Genomic DNA, 17287 nt, shown 5'->3' on the forward strand with positions numbered 1-17287 from the left:
TGATGAACAAGATGCCGGCAGGAACGCCCGCGGGACTTCGAGTCGACATGGAGGCAGGAGCCATGACGACTTGTCGGCTCGCGAGAGATGCCTTCGACTACATTCGCGATCCCAAGGGAGAAGGTTCGCGGACGTTCATCCGGCTCTTCGAGAAGGAAGCCATTGCCGCCGCTGCGGCATCCGACTTGCGAAGGCAGGCGGGATGCCCGCTCGGGCCGCTGGACGGCATCCTGATTTCCATCAAGGATTTGTTCGATGTCGCGGGCGTCACCACGCTGTCCGGCTCCAGGCTCATGCGCAAGCGTCCCGCGGCCGATTCCGACGCCACTGTCGTTGCGCGGCTCAGGTCGGCCGGGGCGGTGATCGTCGGCACCACCAACATGACCGAGTTCGCGATGGGTGCGCTCGGCACGAACGCCCACTATGGAACGCCCCTGAACCCTTACGATCGGAAGACGGGCCGGGTTCCTGGCGGTTCGTCTTCGGGCGCGGCCGTTTCCGTCGCCGACGGCATGGTCACCGCAGCGATCGGGAGCGATACCGCCGGCTCCGTCCAGGTTCCTGCGGCATTCTGCGGCATTGTCGGCTTTAAACCGACTGCTCGGCGGGTGCCTCTGAAGGGCGCCCTGCCGCTGGCGCCGTCGGTCGACTCGATCGGGCCATTGGGCCGGTCGGTAGAGTGTTGCGCCGCGATCGATGCCGTCATCGCCCAGGACGGAGCATCGTTCGAGTCGCCACCGCCGGAATGGATAAGAATCGGCGTCCCGACCACGGTCGTTCAGGATGATCTGGATGAGACGGTCGCGGCGGCCTTCTCGAGAGCCCTCGACGCGCTTTCCCGCGCGGGGGTGCAACTGGTCGATCTACCTTGTGCCGAGTTCGCGGAAATCGCCCGCAGCATGGCGAATTTCGGATTCTCCGTTGCTGAAGGCTATGCGTTTCACCGCAAGTATCTGGAGGACTCCAGAGACGCCTACGACCCCCTCGTCGCCGCTCGATTCGAGCGCGGTGCCGGCATCCTTGCCGCCGACTATATCGACCTGGTCAATACCCGCGCCAGCCTGATTCGGCGTTTCGCCCGAGCCGACAGGGCGTTCGACGCGTTGATCATGCCAACGGTACAGATGGTCGCGCCCCCGCTGTCGCCCCTTCTCGCGGACGAGCGCCTATGGTTGTCGAACAGTTTGCGCGCCATCCGGAATCCCGGTCTTTCCAATTTCCTCGACCGCTGTGCGATCTCGATCCCGTGCCATGCGGCGGGCGAGGCTCCTGTCGGTCTCAGCCTGATGGGACGCCATATGGAAGACCACCGCCTGTTGTCGGTGGGGGCGACAGTGCAAAGCATCGTGCGCAGGGCCCTAGGCGAGCCGGCCGGAGACCAGCGCTTCGTTTCTCCTTGATGTGGCGACTCCCCCCTGTGAGCTGATGGGCGCTTCCCACAACGAAATGCCTTAAGATCTTCTGGACGGTACAGACTATCGCGGGTTGCATCGTTCCTTCGAAGCGGTTGGCATCGCGGTGGTGGGTTGCGCACACTTCCATCCAGGGAACGAGGTCGCCATGAACTTGACTCAGATTGAGCATTTCGTACGTGTCGCCGAAGTCGGGAGTTTCACGAGAGCCGCGCTGATGCTGGGCGTACCGCAGTCATCCTTGAGCAGGCACATCCGGGCCTTGGAAGTTCATCTGCGGCATACGCTCTTGCACCGCAATGGCCGCGGTGTCGAGCTGACTCCTGCGGGACAGTGCCTGCTGGAGCACGGGAGCATCATTCTCGAGACGGCGCGCCATGCGCTCGGAGAGCTCGATGAGCTGCGCGCCGCGCCCAGGGGGCGCGTCGTTCTGGGACTTCCCACCCGTGTCGCCAACGTGCTGACGAAAATCCTGGTCCAGGCGTTCAGGCAGCAGTTTCCAGAGGCATCGATTTCCGTTGCCGAAGGTGGAAGCGCGGTGCTGCACGAATGGCTGGTCCTGGGTCGGGTGGACATCGCGCTGCTGTTCGATCCCCCGTATACGGCCGAGCTGGACATCGAACTGGTTCACTCGGAGGAACTGGTGCTGGTGGGTCCGCGGGGGGCAGGCAAGCCGCTGCCGGAGTCGATACCCTTTGGGCAATTGAAGAACTACCCGCTCATACTTCCGCGCATTCCGAACGCCACTCGCACGATCGTGGCCGCCGCCGCAGCACGGCACAAGGTCGAACTCGAGGTCTGCGTGGAGGTCGATACGACGGCGAACATCCTGGACCTGGTGGGGGCGCGGCTGGGATACGGGATCCTGTCGCGGGGCGCGGTAAGAGCGGTAGGCGGATATGCGCGCCACAGCGTAAGCAGAATCGAGGCCCCTGTTCTGCACAACCAGCTGTACATTGCGACGAATCGACATCGGGTGCATACGAAGCTGGCGGAAGAGCTTCGCAAGGTCATCAGGCGGATCGACGTTTCAGCCCACCTGCAGCGACCGACCTCGGATGTGGCGACGGGACAGCCTGTTTGATCTTGCCGTACAAAGCAGCCTGGCTCGTCCAGCATTGGCCTTCCCGTCATCGCGGGAAACATGATCAAATCGCCGGTGGGATCGCGCATGCCGCGCCGCGCGCGGAATGACTCCGTTCGATTTCAAGCCGGTGAACCAGTGAGCCGGGTCGATTTTCATAAGGAAATGTCATGAAGAACGTTTTGTTGCCGACCTCCCTGGTTGGTTCCTATCCGCAACCTGATTGGTTGATCGACCGCGAGAAACTGGCCGGCCGGTTCCCTCCGCGGGTGCGGGCGACGGAGCTGTGGCGGGTGCAGCCCGAATTTCTCGAACAGGCGCAGGACGACGCCACGCTGCTCGCGATTCGGGATCAGGAGCGTGCGGGCCTGGACATCATTACTGACGGAGAGATGCGCCGCGAGAGCTATTCGAACCGCTTCGCGACCGCGCTGGATGGCGTGGACATCGACAATCACGGCGTTGCACTGGACCGCAGCGGCCATCCGAATCCCGTGCCGCGCGTGGTGGGCCGCATTCGCCGCCGGCATGCGGTGGAAGCGCGCGACGTGGCGTTTCTGCGCGCGAATACGGACCGGATGATCAAGATCACCGTGCCGGGCCCATTCACGATGTCCCAGCAGGCCCAGAACGATTTCTATGAGAGCGAAGCCGAGATGGCGCTCGACTACGCCGAGGCCGTGAATGCCGAGATTCGCGACTTGTTCGCGGCCGGCGCCGACATCGTGCAGATCGACGAGCCGTACATGCAGGCGCGTCCGGAAAAGGCGCGCGAGTTCGGCCTCGCGGCGGTCAACCGCGCGCTCGAGGGGATTACCGGCCGCACGGCTTTGCACATCTGCTTCGGCTATGCGGCCGTGATTCACGAGCGTCCGTCCGGTTATTCCTTCCTGCCTGAACTCGCGGGATGCTGCGTGCACGAGATCTCTCTCGAGACCGCGCAGTCGTCGCTGGATACGTCGGTGCTCGAAAAACTGCGCGGCAAGACGATCATCCTGGGCGTGCTGGATCTATCCGATCCGTCTGTCGAAACCCCGGAAGTCGTCGCGGCACGCATCCGCCGCGCGCTGCCGCACGTCGATCCGGAAAATGTCATCGTTGCGCCGGACTGCGGGTTGAAGTACTTGCCGCGCGAGGTAGCGTTCGGCAAGATGAAGGCGATGGTGGACGGCACGGCCATCGTGCGCCGCGAGATCGGCGGAGCCTGAAGACGCATGCAGTGCGATAGCCGGCCGGGCGTCTCATTGGCCGGCCTTCGATAGTTTGGAATCGGTTACTGGCGGATCTCTTCGATCGAGTCGACGCGGTCGGGATAGAACGCCAGATATCCGGCGATCTGCGCCGCGGCGGCGTGCGGCGACTCGTAGCTCCATGCGGCATTGTCGGCCCGCTCGCCGGCGGCCGGGATGCTGTAGTACGCGCAGTCTCCCTTGTAGGGGCAGTAGGTCGCATGGGAGGTGCGTTCGAGCAGCGTCATGTCGACGTCTTCGCGCGGCAGGTATTGCACCGGCGGATAGTCGGCTTCGCGCAGCGTCAGCGCGCTGCGCGTGTCGGCCAGGGTCCGGCCGCCTGCCGTGACGACGATGCGTGCCGTATTCGGCGTAATCGTGATCGGATGGTCGGGGCCGGGAATCTTGACGGGCTTGTCGGTCATGGTTTGCTCCTTTTTTCATCGCCGGGCCGCCTCGAGATGAAAAGCACCCTGAGGGCAGCGACCCTGCGTAGCGGGCGAAGCGTGGGGGTATTTTTCATTTAAGCACGTCTCTCAAACGCCGCACCGATGCCGCGGCTTCCTCGGCTGTCGCGAAGTTGGCGTATCCCATCAGCAGGCCTCCTGGCGTGGACGACTTGCGCATCCGCCAATCGCCCAATGCCTGGACCGCGAGCCCGATCGCATTGGCGGACGAGGCCAGGGCCTTGTCGTTTTGCCGGGTCTTGAGGCGAGCCAGCACGTGCATGCCTCCTGCCTGGAGCTGGACGTGCAGGAGCTCACCCAGCGTCTGCGCGAGCGCATCGGCCAGATAGCCGCGCCGTGCGGCATACAAGACGCGCATATTGCGCAGGTGCCGGGCAAAGTGGCCATGTTCCATGAAATCGGCCACCGTGGCTTGAGGCTGGATGGACCCGGGGCCGGGCAGGTGATTCGCCACGTCCGTGAACCGCTCGATGTGCGATGCGGGCACGACCAGGTAGGCCAGTCGCAAACCCGGAAGCAGCACTTTGCTGAATGTGCCGGTGTAGAGCACCCGTTCGTTGCGATCGAGGCTTTTCAATGCCGGCAAGGGTCGGCCGTGGTACCGGAATTCGCTGTCGTAGTCGTCTTCGATGATCCATGCCCGGCGGTGGTTGGCCCATTCCAGCAGTTCCAGCCGCCGCGGCAGGCTCATGGCCATGCCCATCGGGCTCTGGTGGGTGGGCGTCACCACCGCGAAGCGCGCATCGGCGGCGCGCCGCTGGCCGATGTCCACGTTCAGGCCTTCTTCGTCTACGGGCACCGGCGTCAGGCGCAGGCCCGCGCGCTCCAGGAACTGCCGCGCCAGCATGTAGCCCGGATCTTCGTACCAGCCCAGGTCGCCGGGTTGCAACAGGGCGCGATGCGCCAGTTCCAGGGCGCCGCGATAGCCGGCCGTGATGAAGACCTGCTCGTGCGCGCAGGCGATGCCGCGCGAGATGCCCAGGTAGGCGGCGACAGCGCGGCGTAAAGGCTCGTATCCCGCCGGATCGAGGTAGCCCATTGCCGTCATCTCCAGCGCGCGCAGCTTGCGTCCAGCCACACGCGCCCAGGTCTTGCGCGGGAACGCATCCAACGCAGGCAGGCCGAGTTGGAAGGGCAGGGCCCGGCCGGCGGCAATGGGCGGGCACGGGGGCTCGCGCACAGGCAATGCCGTCCCTTTGGCGCGGCGGGGCCCGGCCAGGTTTGCCAGCCGGGGGGAAACGACCGTGCCCGCAGCGCCTCGGGCGACGAGATAGCCTTCGGTTGCCAGCATCTGGTAGGCCATCTCGACCGTGCCGCGCGCCAGGTTCAGCTCGCTGGCGAGGCTGCGCACGGACGGCACTCTATCCCCCGGACGCAGTTCGCCGGCGGCGATTGCCTGCCTGTAGCGCCGATACAGCTGGAGGTAGATCGGCGCATCCTGCTCACGGTTCGCCGCCAGGAGCGGCTGGGTCGCGAGAAATGTCCTATTCATTTATGTAATTCTTGCACCTGTCATATAGGCCATGATTCTCCTAAATTACTGGCTGTGCGACAAGGAATACCCATGCATGTCTTCAGATTGAGCCCGATCGACAGCGACGGAGACTACCAAGCCTGCTTCGGCGTGATGCGCGAACTTCGCCCTCATCTGGCCGACGCCGCCGCGTTTGCCGCGCAGGCGCGCCGCCAAGGGCGGCAGGGCTACCGGCTGCTGGCCGCGTGGCAGGACGATCAGGTCAAGGCATTGGCGGGCTATCGCCTTCAGGAGAGCCTGCTGTATGGCCGCTTCCTCTACGTCGATGACCTGGTGACGGCCGCCGACACGCGCCGCCACGGCCTGGGCGGCAAGCTGATCGATGCGCTGCGCGAAGAAGCGCGCGGGCAAGGCTGCGCCTACCTGGTCCTCGATACGGCCCTGGGAAACGCCCTGGGGCAACGCTTCTATTTTCGACAAGGCCTGTTGGCGGCAGGCATGCATTTCCGCCAGCCGCTGTAGGCCGAGCCATGAACGTGGCGGCGCTTTCCCCTCTATCTTTTGTTTTCTTGCAGGAGTCTTTCCATGAGCACCCTTCGCCTGTCCTATTGGACCCTCTCTCCCGAAGCCTACCAAGGGTTTATTGCCACCAAGAAAGCGTTGGAAAAGAGCACGCTCGGCATGCAACTGATCGAGCTGGTCTGGCTGCGGATCTCGCAGATCAACGGCTGCGCGTTTTGCCTGGAAATGCATGCGAAAGCGCTGCGCGCCGACAATGTGCCGGAGGCCAAGCTGGACAGCCTGGCCGGATGGCGCGTGGCCGGGCATTTCTCCGAGCGTGAACAGGCCGCGCTGGCCTGGACGGAAGCGTTGACCCATGTGGACCGGACCCATGCGCCCGACGAAGATTTCGAGCCGCTCAAAGCGCACTTCAGCGATGCCGAGATTTCCGACCTGTGCTTCGCCATCGCCTTGATGAGCGCATTCAATCGCCTGGCGATCGGAATGCGCCAATAGGCGGGGCGCTTCGCGCGGAAAGGGAAAACCTGCCGCTCGCCATCATGGATAGGACGATGTTCTGCGCCTCCAAATTTCCACCACTTCCAAAACACGCCTGATTCGGCGATGCTGGCGCTTTGCCGCGAGTCGAGAGGCAGTGATGGATATCAAGCAGATGCGCTACTTCGTGGCGCTCTACGAAGAGCAGAACATGACGCGGGCCGCGCGCCGCGTGCATGTCGTGCAGGCGGCGGTGAGCCAGCAGATCAGGCGGCTGGAGGCTTCCTATGGGGTGGATCTTTTCGAGCGCACGGTGAGCGGCGCGGTTCCCAACGCCATTGCGCATCGCCTCTATCCCTTGTGCGTGCAGGCACTGAACGCGGCGGACGAGGTGCGCGTGGCATTGTCGGAATCGAGCGGCCGGATCGCCGGCAAGGTCACGTTCGGCGTCATTTCGGCGCTGCCGCCGCTGATCCTGCCGCGCGTGCTGATCGAGTTCCGCGATCGGTATCCCGATGTCGAGCTGTCGGTGCGCGATGGCTACAGCCAGCATCTGCTCGAAGGCGTGCAGAGCGACAACGTCGATTTCGCCATCGTCGCCCGCGCCGAGTCCAGGCCGATGGTCAAGCAGGTGGTGCTGGCGGAAGAGGAACTGGTCGCGGTGGTCAGCAACGAGACCTATCCCATCGGCGAAACCATGACCGGCGCCGAGCTTGCCGAAATGCGGGTGGTGCTGCCGTCGGCAGGCAATTTCCAGCGCGATTTCATGGTCAACGAGCTGGCGAAACACGGGGTCGCCATTCATCCCGAACTCGAGGTCGATTCCGCTTTCAGCGTCTTCCAGCTGGTGACCAACCCCGGCTGGGCGTCGATCATCTCGCCCTCCACCTTCCCGGCGACCCAGTTCGGCTCCCGGCTGCGCTGCGTGAAACTGGTCGAGCCGACGCTCAAGCGCACGCTGGTGCTGGCCTATCCGCAGCACAAGGAACTGTCGCCGGCGGCGGCCCTGCTCGTCCAGTCCATTACGGAAGGGCTCAGGCAGAGTGGGCTGTTCCACGTGCTGTCCGGCTGAGCATTCGCCGGCGGGCCCCGGTGATAGGGGTAATCAGAAAATGTTGCTGGTAGCAGGCCGGCACGGATGCGAAGATTTTCGCATCCGTGGCCAGGAGAGCTTTTGTCAGGGGCGATGCCATCCACGGGTGTTCAAAACCTTCAGGGGAATGGATCACCATGACGAACAAGCACTGGACCCGGCGAACGGTCCTGAAAACTGCAGGAGCGGTTGCGGGCGCCGCGGCATTGCCGGCCGCCGTCGGTCAGACGAAGTATCCATCGAGGCCCGTTACGCTGGTGGTGCCGTTCCCGCCGGGCGGCTCTGTCGACGTCGCCGCGCGGGCCTTTGCCGACGCTTTCTCCAAAGCGCTCGGCGCGGCGGTCGTGATCAACAACCGGCCGGGCGCCGGTGGCCTGATCGGCGCCGAATACGTGGCGCGAGCGGCGCCGGACGGCTATAGGCTGCTCTGGGCTTCGACGAGCACCCTGGGCATCGCGCCGGCCGTCATGGCGAATCCGCCCTACGACCCGCAAACCGCATTCCAGCCGATCTCGCGCCTGGTGGTCGGGCCGCTCGTCTTCGTCGTGAACGCCGAACTGCCGGTGAACAACCTGCGGGAATTCATCGCGCTCGCCAAGGAGAAGCCGGGCAAGCTGAACTTCGGCTCGCCGGGGGCGGGCTCGATCGTCCATCTCGGCCTGGAGTATTTCAAGCAACGGGCGGGCATAGACATCGTCCATGTGCCGTACCAGGGCAATGGCCCCGCGCTGACCGACCTGGGCGCCGGGCTCATCCACATGCTGCTGTCGAATGTCGGCGGGGCGATGAGCCTGGCCGAAAGCGGCAAGGTGAAGGCGCTCGCGGTCACGACCCCGGAACGCACGCCGCTGATGCCCAATCTGCCGACGGTGGCGGAAGCCGGCCTGAACGACTTCGAGATCCGCGAATGGTCGGGCCTGGTCGGTCCCACGGGCATGCCGAAAGAGGTGGTGGAGAAGCTCTCGGCGGCGTTCGCGCAGGCCCAGAAGAACAAGGCCTTGCAGGAGGTCCTGCGCGGAGTCGGTTTCGTCTCCCTTTCCGAGACACCCGACGAGTTCGCGGCGGCGATCAAGGAAACGAACGACAAGTGGAGGGCGGTCGCCAAAACGGCGAACGTCTCGCTCTGATCGTTCTCCCAGCCTTACACGAAACGCATCGAGGAACAATGAACGAGACACTTATTGAACGGCGGACCGTCGAGGCAGGCGGCGTACGGACCGAGATATGGGACAGCGGTACCGGCGAGGTGCGTTTCCTGTTTCTGCATCCCGAACGCGGCCTGCACGGATCGGCGCCATTCCTGCGCCGGCTCGCGCAGAGCGGCCGCGTGATCGCTCCCTATCATCCGGGTTTCCGGTTCGACGCGCCGGTCCACTTCCGGTCGATGGACGACTTGTCGTACTTCTACCTGGACCTCATGGAAGCGCTCGACCTGCGCGACGTGACGGTCGTCGGCGCATCGCTGGGCGGATGGCTGGCGATGGAGATCGCCAGCATGGATTGTTCGCGCATTGCCTCCATGTGCCTCGTCGCTCCCGCCGGGGTGAAAGTGGCCGGCCGGACGTCCCACGACATGCGGGATATCTTCAGCCTGGAGCCGAGCGCGGTCGAGACCGTTTCTTTCCACGATCCGGGCCGGGCGCCGTCGCCGCCGTCGCCTGACGACGCAGAGCAACTCGAACTGGCGATCCGGGCCAGGGAAGCGAGCGCGCGCTATGCCTGGCTGCCGTACATGCACAACCCCAAGCTGGGCATGCGCCTGCATCGCATACGCGTGCCTTCTCTGGTTCTCTGGGGAAGCGAGGACCGGATAGCGTCCCCGAGCGTCGGGGAAGTGCTGGCCCGCCGGCTGCCCGCGGGCACGTTCCGGATGATCGAGGATAGCGGGCACTACCCGCATATCGAGCAGGACAAGAAGGTCGCCGCCGAAACGGCGATATGGCGCGAGCGGCACGAAAGGTCGGCGCTCGGCGAGATGAAAGGAGTGGCGTAATGCGTGTTTTCTATTTCACCGAGCAGGCCTATCCCGACGCCTGGCCGCTGCCGGATCAATCCTTGCGCATCACGCTGCCCAACCGGCACTGCGATCCGCAGGTCGCGCACGATCTCTACAAGCGCTATCACGACGAATGGATGCTGGCCGACGAACTCGGCTACCACATCATGGTCAACGAGCATCACAGCACGCCTACCTGCCTGTCTGTTTCGTCGAACATCAGCCTCGCCATCCTGGCCCGCATCACGAAGCAGGCGCGGCTGCTGACGCTCGGCGTGCCGATGGCCAACCGCGCCGACCCGCTGCGGGTTGCCGAGGAGCTGTCGATGATCGACGTCATCTCCGGAGGGCGCTTGGAGATGGGCTTCGTGCGCGGCGTGCCCTATGAGGCCGCCGCCGCCGTGAACAGCCCGCTCCGGATGATGGATCGGCTCTGGGAAGCACACGACCTCGTGCTCAAGGCCATGACCACGCACGACGGGCCGTTCCCCTTCGAGGGCGAGTTCTTCAACTACCGCAACGTGAACATCTGGCCGCGGCCGCTTCAGCAGCCGCATCCGCCGGTATGGATCACCGGGTCGTCGCCGCGCAGCATGGCGGCGACCGCCGAGCGCGGCTACGTGGCGGCGACTTTCCTCACCGGCTACGGCACGAAGACGCTGTTCGACGCCTATCGCGAAGCCTGGCGCAAGGCGCACGCCTCCGAAGCGCCGGCCGACCGCATGGCCTATCTCGGCCTGTGCGCGATCGGCACCACCGAGGCCGAGGCGCGATCGCGAGCCAGGCATTGCCTCGATACGATCGCTTCCAATTCGCGTATCGGGCCGGCCTTCCAGAATCCGCCCGGCTATCTGCCGGTCGCCGACAACGTCCGCATCATGAAGGCGGGCGCCGTGCGGCCGCCGACGGCCACGAAATCGGGCCGGGCGGTCAAACTGTCCTCGGCCTCGCTGGACGATCTGATCGACGCCGGCGTGGTGTTCTGCGGAACGCCGCAGCAGGTCCTGGAACAGATAGGCGATCTGCGGCACGTGATCGGTCCGTTCAGCAACTTGCTGATGATGATCCAGTGCGCGGGACTCTCGCACGAAGATACCGTCGACAGCCTGCATCTCTTCGCCGAGGGCGTGATGCCCCATTTGGCCAGCCTGGGAGGAGAAGTCGGGAATATGGCGGCAACGCAAGCACTTAGGGTGAAGCAGGCATGAGTACGGTTCTTGCAGCACGCAGCTTACAGCCGGCGGCCCCCAAAGCGGGCGCGCCGCTCATCCTCGGCATAGGCGGGACGCTGAGGCCGACATCGTCCAGCGAGCGCGCGCTGACGGCGTGCCTGGAGGCGGTACGCGAGGCGGGCGGGCGCACCATCAGCCTGGTCGGCCGCGACCTGGACCTGCCTCCTTACGAACCCGGCGCGAGGCTGGACGCACGCGCGCAACGCCTCGTCGATGCGTTCCGCCAGTGCGACGGGCTGGTGATCTCATGCCCGAGCTACCACGGCGGCATCCCCGGCCTGCTCAAGAATGCCATCGACTATACGGAAGAGATGGCCCGTGACGAGCGCCCCTATCTCGTGGGCCGGCCGGTGGGCCTCATCGTGTGCGCCGCGGGTTGGCAGGGCGTCGGCACGACGCTGGCCGGCCTGCGTTCCATCGTGCATGCGCTGCGCGGCTGGCCGACGCCGCTCGGCGCCGGCTTGAACACGGCGGATCGCGATCCGCGCTACCGGTCGAGCTTTACGGACAAAGAGTCGTGGCAGCTCGGCGAAGTGGCGAGGGACATCGTGGACTTCGCCGCGGCCCGGCGTATGCATCGAGCGATGCCGGACCCCGTGCGCGCGGCCATGGGGGTCGTCTAGCCGTGGCCGGGGCTCAGAGCAGGACGGTCGTCGTCGATGGTGTCCGCACCCACTATATCGAGGCCGGCGAGGGCGAGCCGCTGGTGCTGATCCATGGCGGCGAGTTCGGCGCGTGCGCCGAGATCTCCTGGGAGTTCAACATCGGCCCCCTGGCCGAACACTATCGTGTGATCGCGCCGGATATGCTCGGCTACGGGCGCACCGAGAAGATCTTCTCTTTCGAGAACTTCTGGCAGAAGCGGGTCGATCATATCGCCGCGCTGCTGCGCCTGCTGGGCATCGAAGCCGCGCATTTCTGCGGCAATTCGATGGGCGGCACGATGATTCTGGCTGAGGCCGCGAACGCCGGCCAGTCCTGGCCGGTGGGCTCGGTCGTCTCGGTATGCGGCGGATCGCCGGTCAACGAGGCCGCGCGGCAGGTGCTGCACACGTACGACCTGACCCTAGAAGGCATGCGCGCGATCACCGGGTTGCTGGTGCAGGCGCCGCAGTTGCGCGGCGACGAGGACTACATCCGGCGCCGCCACGAACTCAGCCTGCTGCCGGGCGCCTGGGAAGCCACGGCGGCGCCGCGGTTTTCCGCCCCCAATCGTCCGGCGAGGCTGCCTCGGCCGGCCTTGCGGCCGGAAGCGATCGGCGTTCCGACACTGGTGATAGGCGGCGCTTCCGACCCCGTGAACGATCCGGCCTTCGCTCCCACGCTCGCGGAATCGATTCCCGGTGGCGAGCTTCTGATGATCGACGGCGCGGGCCATTGTCCGCAGATCGATCAGCCGGGTGTGTTCAACGCCCAGGTGATCGAATTCCTGAGGCGGAATCCGCTGGCGAGACGATAAGGGGGCTGCGGAAGAGGCGCCTAGAGAAGCACGCCATCCCGGGGCATCAGGGGGGAGGGAAGCTCGGTGTCGCCGAGCAACTCGCCGACGCTGATCTCGATGTTGCGGCAGAGCGCATCCAGGGGCAGGTTGTTCGGCAGCCGGTCGAACGGTTCTTCGATCTGCTCTCCCAGCGCATCGAGTCCGAAGAAGGTATAGGACAGCACGCCGACCATGAGCGGCGTTACTCACCCGATGCTGCCGACCAGGCAGAACGGCAGCAGCAGGCAATAGATGTACACCGTGCGGTGCAGCAGCAGGATATAGGCGAAGGGAATCGGCGTGCTACGGATTCTTTCGCATCCCCCCACGATGTAAGAGAGCCGAGTGAGCTGCCCGTCGATGTCGGCCGTCAGCATGCTGTCCAGCCGCCCCTCCCGGCGCAATTGTGCGTAGGCCTGGCCCAGGTGGCCCAGCAGGACGTTGGGCGGGTTCACGGAACGCGCGAGGAGTGCCGCCTTGTCCGGTGCAAGCCACGGAGCGAAATCCTCCGCGGGATCGCTTCCGCGCAGCATATGGCGCAGGGCATGCGCAAAGGCAACCAGGCAATGAACCAATTCGCGCCGCCGGGCGTCGGGCAGATCGTCGGGAAAGGCCAGCGTTTGGCGTGTCAGGTTGCGAACCACGATGAGCAGTTCGCCCCACAGCGTGCGCGCCTCCCACCAACGCTCATAAGCGACGCTGTTGCGAAAGCCCAGGAAAATGGCCAGGGTGAGGCCCACCAGAGTCAGCGGAACGGCGCCGAGCCCGGTACCGTCCAGGGCAAGGCGATGCTCGGCAATCACCACGGCGGTGGCCAGCAGCATCATGGCCGCCACGCGCTTCCAGATGACTGAAACGATCGAGCCCTTCAGGGTGAAGAGCAGCAGCCAGAGCGAGCGGGAAGCGGGAGGGACGATCATGGGGCGCGGAGCGAGCCGGGCGTCACGGCATCGAGGAATGACCTGGTCGGCACGAAGAACAACGACCTGGTAACGGCCCGGCTCACATCGAGCAAGCGGTCGTAGTTGCCGGGAGGGTTGCCGACGCACATGTTCTGGAGCATCCGTTCGATGCGAGACGGCGAGCGGGCATAGCCGATGAAGTAGGTGCCGAACTCGCCCTTGCCGATATCGCCGAACGGCATGTTGTCGCGCAGGATCTCGAGTTGTTCGCCATTTTCTTCGATGTTGGTGAGGACATTGTGCGCGAAGCTGGGCTTCTCCGCGTCGGCAAGTTCGATGTCCGAGAGTTTCTTGCGGCCGATGATTTTTTCCTGCTGCTCGACGGGGATCGCCGCGCCAAAGAGACGATCCCATGCTGCAGCCCGATGCCGGTGACACAGGATAATCCACCCTCGAGCGCGCGAAATCCGACGCCTCGGACCAGCGAAGAAAGGTCGGCGCATAGCCCGCGCACGGTTGCTTCGGCCTGTTCTCCGGCGTCGAGCGCCACTACCAGGAAGATGGCGGCGCTCGTCAGTTTGGTATCGACGGCCTGGGGGATGATGGAAGGCACTCCGGTTCCTTGGTGGTTTTGCGGCGCGTCGGAAAAGTCGGCCATAGTATGCATGAAAAAGGCCGGCATCTTCCCGCCCGGCCGCGGCAAGCCTAGGCAACTCCTGGGTCGGTGCCGGCGGTATCGGCACCGGAGGCCGACTTGCCCAGGGCTTAAACTGTACGCCCCGGCCGGGCTTCGCGGCGCGCCCGGCGGGGCGGATGGACGATCGCGCGCACCATAAAGGAGCAGAAGAGGATGGAGTCGTCGGATACGGATTCCGGATCGCCCGCGGGCGCCCACCGGCAGACGCTGAAATCCTCGGACAAGGTTCTTCCGCAATGGCGCGAGGCGTTGCGGGAGCTGTCTCCCGCCTATTTCGGCCTGGTCATGGCCACGGGGATCGTATCCCTGGCGTCGGACATGATGGGGCATGCCCATCTCGCCCGAGGACTGTTCGATCTGAACATCGCGCAGTATGGGCTGCTATGGCTGGCTTATCTGTTGCGCGCCTGGTATTTCCCACGCCGGTTCGTCGGCGACATGACCGACCATGCCAGGGCGCCGGGCTATTTCACGCTGGTCGCGGCCACCGGCATCCTGGCCAGCCAGTTCATCCTGCTGCGCAACGACATGGCTACGGGTTTTGTCATGTGGGCGCTGGCCGTGACCTTGTGGGTCCTGCTGACCTACACGATCTTCACCGCCTTCACCATCAAGTCAGGGAAGCCTCCACTGGAGCGCGGCGTCAACGGCACCTGGCTGCTGGCCGTGGTATCGACCCAGGCGCTCGCGGTATCCGGGGCATTGCTGGCGGCCCGCACCGGCCAGCCGTTCCGGCTGGAGCTGAACCTGGCGGCGCTGTCGATGTGGCTGCTGGGAGGCATGCTCTACATCTGGACGATGTCGCTCATCTTCTACCGCTACACTTTCTTTTCCCTGTCGCCGGCCGACCTGACGCCGCCATACTGGATCAACATGGGCGCGATGGCCATCTCCACGCTGGCCGGTTCGCTGTTGATCCAGAATGCGTCCCAGGCGCCGTACCTGGCTTCGCTGATGCCCTTCCTGAAGGGGTTCACCGTGCTCTATTGGGCCACGGGCACGTGGTGGATCCCCATGCTGCTGTGCCTGGGAATATGGCGCTACGGCTTCCAGCGCTTTCCGTTCCGCTACGAGCCCGCATACTGGGGCGCGATCTTCCCGCTGGGCATGTACGCGGCCTGTACCTGGCAATTGAACCGGGCCATGGGTTTCGATTTCCTCGGGTTTCTGCCCCTGGTGTTCCTGTATGCCGCGCTGCTCGGGTGGATGCTGACCTTTGTTGCCATGGTTCGCCGTGTGCTGTGCCTGGCCAGTTCACCGCGCCATCAACCCGATCACCAGCGCATTGACTAGGTCGATGAAAAAGCCGCACACCAGCGGCACGATCAGGAAGGCCTTGGGCGCCGCGCCGTACTCGCGGGTGACGGCGCTCATGTTCGCCACGGCGGTGGCGGTGGAGCCCAGGCTGATGCCGCCGAAGGCCGAGCACACGACCGTGGCTTCGTAGTCGCGGCCCATCAGGCGGAAGACGACGAAGACCGTAAACACGACCGCCAGGGCGATCTGCAAGGCCAGCGTCAGCGTGAGAAAGCCGAACATGGCCTGCAGCTCCCATAGCTGCATGCCCATCAGCGCCATGGTCAGGAACATGCCGAGGCCGATGTCCGAGATCAGCGCGATGCCGGGCTGCATGGCGGCGAATCGCCACATCCGCCCGCCTTCGGGCGCGATCAGGTCTCCGGCCGCGCGCAAGCCTATGCCGGCCAGCAGGCATCCCACGAAGGCCGGCAGTTTCAGTCCGGCCATGCCGATCAGCGTGCTGACGCCGTTCCCCAGCATCAGCGCCAGGTTCAGCCAGAACACCGCGAGCAGGACACCGTAGTAGTCCAGCTTGGCGTGGGGCGCTTCGCTGTAGAGGGTGCCGACTTCCAGGTCGGCATTGGCCGCGGGAGCCAGCCGGTGGCGCCGGATCAGGTGGCTGGCCACGGGGCCGCCGACCACGCAGGCGGCGATCAGCCCGAACATGTTGGCGGCCAGTCCCAATTCGGCGGCGCCGCGTATGCCCAGCGTGCCGGCGAAGTGGGGCGCCCAGGCCAGCGTCGTGCCCACGCCGCCGGTCAGCGATACCGAACCGACCATCAGGCCGGTGCGCGGATCCATGCCGAATGCGGCCGCCATCGCCATGCCCAGGCCATTCTGCAGCACCATGAAGCCGCTGGCGAGCAGCACGAGCACCAGCAGCATGCGGCCGCCGGAGAACAGCGCGCGGATATTCGAATTCAAGCCCAGAGCGGCGAAGAAATACAGCAGCAGCATGTCGCGCGCGCTCAAATCGAACTCGACCCGCAGGCCCGTGCCGTAATACAGCGCGCAGACCACGGCGGCGCACAGCAGGCCGCCGACCACGGGCTCGGGGATGCCGTAGCGGCGCAGCACTTCCACGCGCGCGGCCAGGCCCTTGCCGGTGAACAGCAAGAGGATGGCCAAGGTAAAGGCCATGAGGTCGTCGATGAAAAGTACGCCGTCCTGGAAGAGGCGGTGCAGGAGCGGGGTCATTGCGCGGGCACCTCGGCCGACAGGAACAGGGTGGGGCAGGCGGTGCTGCCGTTCGCATCGAAATCGCGCACAATCTTCTCCAATGGTTGCTCGTGCCGTCGCAGGACACGGCTTGCCGACGGAATCATAGACTGGAGCGCGCGTTCATGTGGCGTTCGCGAACGTCGTGGCCAATGCTGGATCACACCTGATTCCTGAAGGGGAATCCGGGCTGGTACGCATGCCTGTAAGGGAGCTTGCTATCCATCCGAGCGGCGCGCGCAGGGAGTGGCGATTTGCGCGAGCGTGAAGAAGTATGTATAGTTACGTGCTCTGCTTGATTGCGGTCCGCGCAAAGCGGGCAGGTCCGGAAGTTCGAATTCGGGCTTGGTCATCGGTGGAGCCAGGCGACACAAGAGTCGTCAATGCGGGAATAGCTCAGTTGGTAGAGCGCAACCTTGCCAAGGTTGAGGTCGCGAGTTCGAGACTCGTTTCCCGCTCCAAATTTTGATCCACAGACTTCTACGGGGGTCTGTAGGTCATTGAAAAAAGGAGCTTCGGCTCCTTTTTTCATTCCAGCGAGTGCCACGGAAATCCACCCACAGCTACCGTTTTTGAGTGACCAAATAAGGCACAAGAATACGGGTGTGAATCACACCGGGAATCGCGGAGGCTGTTTTGTTAAAGTAAAACAGATTCCGCAGCGGATGCCGCGAGTTGTCGATAGTAACGCTCTTCGGCTTCTGC

The 17287-nt window shown here is 64.7% G+C and carries 15 protein-coding genes, 1 tRNA gene and 2 pseudogenes; 13 read left to right on the forward strand and 5 right to left on the reverse strand.

From position 1 onward, the window contains the following. Positions 1-2: 2 nt before the first annotated feature. The 3 genes from PIGHUM_RS20765 to PIGHUM_RS20775 all read left to right on the forward strand — a co-directional run bounded on the left by PIGHUM_RS20765 (position 3) and on the right by PIGHUM_RS20775 (position 3704). On the forward strand, positions 3-1400 hold the full coding sequence (locus PIGHUM_RS20765) for an amidase (protein ID WP_246013396.1): 1398 nt from the start codon (positions 3-5) through the stop codon (positions 1398-1400). Positions 1401-1560: 160 nt separating this feature from the next. Beyond that, complete coding sequence (locus tag PIGHUM_RS20770) at positions 1561-2496, forward strand: LysR family transcriptional regulator (protein WP_124081626.1); 936 nt, start codon at positions 1561-1563, stop codon at positions 2494-2496. 170 nt (positions 2497-2666) lie between these two features. After that, a complete protein-coding gene (locus PIGHUM_RS20775) occupies positions 2667-3704 on the forward strand; it encodes a uroporphyrinogen decarboxylase family protein (RefSeq protein ID WP_124081627.1) in 1038 nt (345 codons plus the stop codon). A 65-nt stretch (positions 3705-3769) separates the two neighbouring features. Here the strand turns inward: PIGHUM_RS20775 and PIGHUM_RS20780 are convergent, their stop codons facing one another. After that, positions 3770-4150: a DUF427 domain-containing protein gene (locus tag PIGHUM_RS20780; RefSeq protein ID WP_124081628.1), complete on the reverse strand. Its 381-nt coding sequence runs from the start codon at positions 4148-4150 to the stop codon at positions 3770-3772. Positions 4151-4244: 94 nt separating this feature from the next. Beyond that, positions 4245-5684: a MocR-like pyridoxine biosynthesis transcription factor PdxR gene (pdxR, locus tag PIGHUM_RS20785; RefSeq protein WP_124081629.1), complete on the reverse strand. Its 1440-nt coding sequence runs from the start codon at positions 5682-5684 to the stop codon at positions 4245-4247. 72 nt (positions 5685-5756) lie between these two features. On the opposite strand from pdxR, the gene PIGHUM_RS20790 reads away from it, so the two are divergent. The 8 genes from PIGHUM_RS20790 (at position 5757) to PIGHUM_RS20825 (ending at position 12445) form a co-directional block, all read left to right on the forward strand. Then, positions 5757-6188, forward strand: a complete 432-nt coding sequence (locus PIGHUM_RS20790) for a GNAT family N-acetyltransferase (RefSeq protein ID WP_124081630.1) — start codon at positions 5757-5759, stop codon at positions 6186-6188. Positions 6189-6251: 63 nt separating this feature from the next. Beyond that, entirely contained in the window at positions 6252-6683 is a 432-nt protein-coding gene (locus PIGHUM_RS20795; RefSeq protein ID WP_124081631.1) for a carboxymuconolactone decarboxylase family protein, read from the forward strand. A gap of 142 nt (positions 6684-6825) precedes the next feature. Beyond that, complete coding sequence (locus PIGHUM_RS20800) at positions 6826-7737, forward strand: LysR family transcriptional regulator (protein WP_124081632.1); 912 nt, start codon at positions 6826-6828, stop codon at positions 7735-7737. A 158-nt stretch (positions 7738-7895) separates the two neighbouring features. Beyond that, on the forward strand, positions 7896-8885 hold the full coding sequence (locus PIGHUM_RS20805; RefSeq protein ID WP_124081645.1) for a Bug family tripartite tricarboxylate transporter substrate binding protein: 990 nt from the start codon (positions 7896-7898) through the stop codon (positions 8883-8885). Positions 8886-8923: 38 nt separating this feature from the next. After that, the gene (locus tag PIGHUM_RS20810; protein ID WP_124081633.1) at positions 8924-9751 is read left to right on the forward strand and encodes an alpha/beta fold hydrolase; all 828 of its coding nucleotides are present in this window, start codon (positions 8924-8926) and stop codon (positions 9749-9751) included. Beyond that, entirely contained in the window at positions 9751-10962 is a 1212-nt protein-coding gene (locus PIGHUM_RS20815) for an LLM class flavin-dependent oxidoreductase (protein ID WP_160142381.1), read from the forward strand. Before PIGHUM_RS20810 ends, PIGHUM_RS20815 begins: the two co-directional genes overlap by 1 nt. Continuing rightward, positions 10959-11609 carry an NADPH-dependent FMN reductase gene (locus tag PIGHUM_RS20820; protein ID WP_124081635.1) on the forward strand — a complete coding sequence of 217 codons (651 nt, stop codon included), beginning with the start codon at positions 10959-10961 and terminating at the stop codon, positions 11607-11609. Before PIGHUM_RS20815 ends, PIGHUM_RS20820 begins: the two co-directional genes overlap by 4 nt. Before the next feature lie 2 nt (positions 11610-11611). Further along, a complete protein-coding gene (locus PIGHUM_RS20825; protein WP_160142382.1) occupies positions 11612-12445 on the forward strand; it encodes an alpha/beta fold hydrolase in 834 nt (277 codons plus the stop codon). A gap of 20 nt (positions 12446-12465) precedes the next feature. Here the strand turns inward: PIGHUM_RS20825 and PIGHUM_RS20830 are convergent. Both PIGHUM_RS20830 and PIGHUM_RS20835 read right to left on the reverse strand, forming a co-directional pair. After that, positions 12466-13386, reverse strand: a pseudogene (locus PIGHUM_RS20830) (bestrophin family protein). Beyond that, a pseudogene (locus PIGHUM_RS20835) lies at positions 13383-14026 on the reverse strand (Dyp-type peroxidase). The pseudogenes PIGHUM_RS20830 and PIGHUM_RS20835 overlap by 4 nt, the downstream one beginning before the upstream one ends. Positions 14027-14218: 192 nt before the next feature. On the opposite strand from PIGHUM_RS20835, the gene PIGHUM_RS20840 reads away from it, so the two are divergent. After that, positions 14219-15358: a tellurite resistance/C4-dicarboxylate transporter family protein gene (locus PIGHUM_RS20840; RefSeq protein WP_124081637.1), complete on the forward strand. Its 1140-nt coding sequence runs from the start codon at positions 14219-14221 to the stop codon at positions 15356-15358. On the opposite strand, the gene gltS is transcribed toward PIGHUM_RS20840, so the two are convergent. After that, a complete protein-coding gene (gltS, locus tag PIGHUM_RS20845) occupies positions 15320-16561 on the reverse strand; it encodes a sodium/glutamate symporter (RefSeq protein ID WP_187697812.1) in 1242 nt (413 codons plus the stop codon). The genes PIGHUM_RS20840 and gltS overlap by 39 nt on opposite strands. Positions 16562-16967: 406 nt before the next feature. Here gltS and PIGHUM_RS20850 point away from each other — a divergent pair. Continuing rightward, positions 16968-17043, forward strand: a tRNA-Gly gene (locus tag PIGHUM_RS20850). Positions 17044-17287: the final 244 nt, after the last annotated feature.

Origin of the sequence: Pigmentiphaga humi, assembly GCF_900606115.1 — a bacterium.
In the GTDB taxonomy this organism is placed as follows: Bacteria; Pseudomonadota; Gammaproteobacteria; order Burkholderiales; family Burkholderiaceae_B; genus Pigmentiphaga; species Pigmentiphaga humi.

Bases quoted from the DNA above. Each gene is read 5' to 3' on its own strand.
- PIGHUM_RS20770 (WP_124081626.1), top strand. From the start codon at position 1,561: ATGAACTTGACTCAGATTGAGCATTTCGTACGTGTCGCCGAAGTCGGG.
- PIGHUM_RS20815 (WP_160142381.1), top strand. From the start codon at position 9,751: ATGCGTGTTTTCTATTTCACCGAGCAGGCCTATCCCGACGCCTGGCCG.
- PIGHUM_RS20800 (WP_124081632.1), top strand. From the start codon at position 6,826: ATGGATATCAAGCAGATGCGCTACTTCGTGGCGCTCTACGAAGAGCAG.
- PIGHUM_RS20790 (WP_124081630.1), top strand. From the start codon at position 5,757: ATGCATGTCTTCAGATTGAGCCCGATCGACAGCGACGGAGACTACCAA.
- PIGHUM_RS20780 (WP_124081628.1), bottom strand. From the start codon at position 4,150: ATGACCGACAAGCCCGTCAAGATTCCCGGCCCCGACCATCCGATCACG.
- PIGHUM_RS20840 (WP_124081637.1), top strand. From the start codon at position 14,219: ATGGAGTCGTCGGATACGGATTCCGGATCGCCCGCGGGCGCCCACCGG.
- PIGHUM_RS20810 (WP_124081633.1), top strand. From the start codon at position 8,924: ATGAACGAGACACTTATTGAACGGCGGACCGTCGAGGCAGGCGGCGTA.
- pdxR (WP_124081629.1), bottom strand. From the start codon at position 5,684: ATGAATAGGACATTTCTCGCGACCCAGCCGCTCCTGGCGGCGAACCGT.
- gltS (WP_187697812.1), bottom strand. From the start codon at position 16,561: ATGACCCCGCTCCTGCACCGCCTCTTCCAGGACGGCGTACTTTTCATC.
- PIGHUM_RS20775 (WP_124081627.1), top strand. From the start codon at position 2,667: ATGAAGAACGTTTTGTTGCCGACCTCCCTGGTTGGTTCCTATCCGCAA.
- PIGHUM_RS20805 (WP_124081645.1), top strand. From the start codon at position 7,896: ATGACGAACAAGCACTGGACCCGGCGAACGGTCCTGAAAACTGCAGGA.
- PIGHUM_RS20795 (WP_124081631.1), top strand. From the start codon at position 6,252: ATGAGCACCCTTCGCCTGTCCTATTGGACCCTCTCTCCCGAAGCCTAC.
- PIGHUM_RS20765 (WP_246013396.1), top strand. From the start codon at position 3: ATGAACAAGATGCCGGCAGGAACGCCCGCGGGACTTCGAGTCGACATG.
- PIGHUM_RS20820 (WP_124081635.1), top strand. From the start codon at position 10,959: ATGAGTACGGTTCTTGCAGCACGCAGCTTACAGCCGGCGGCCCCCAAA.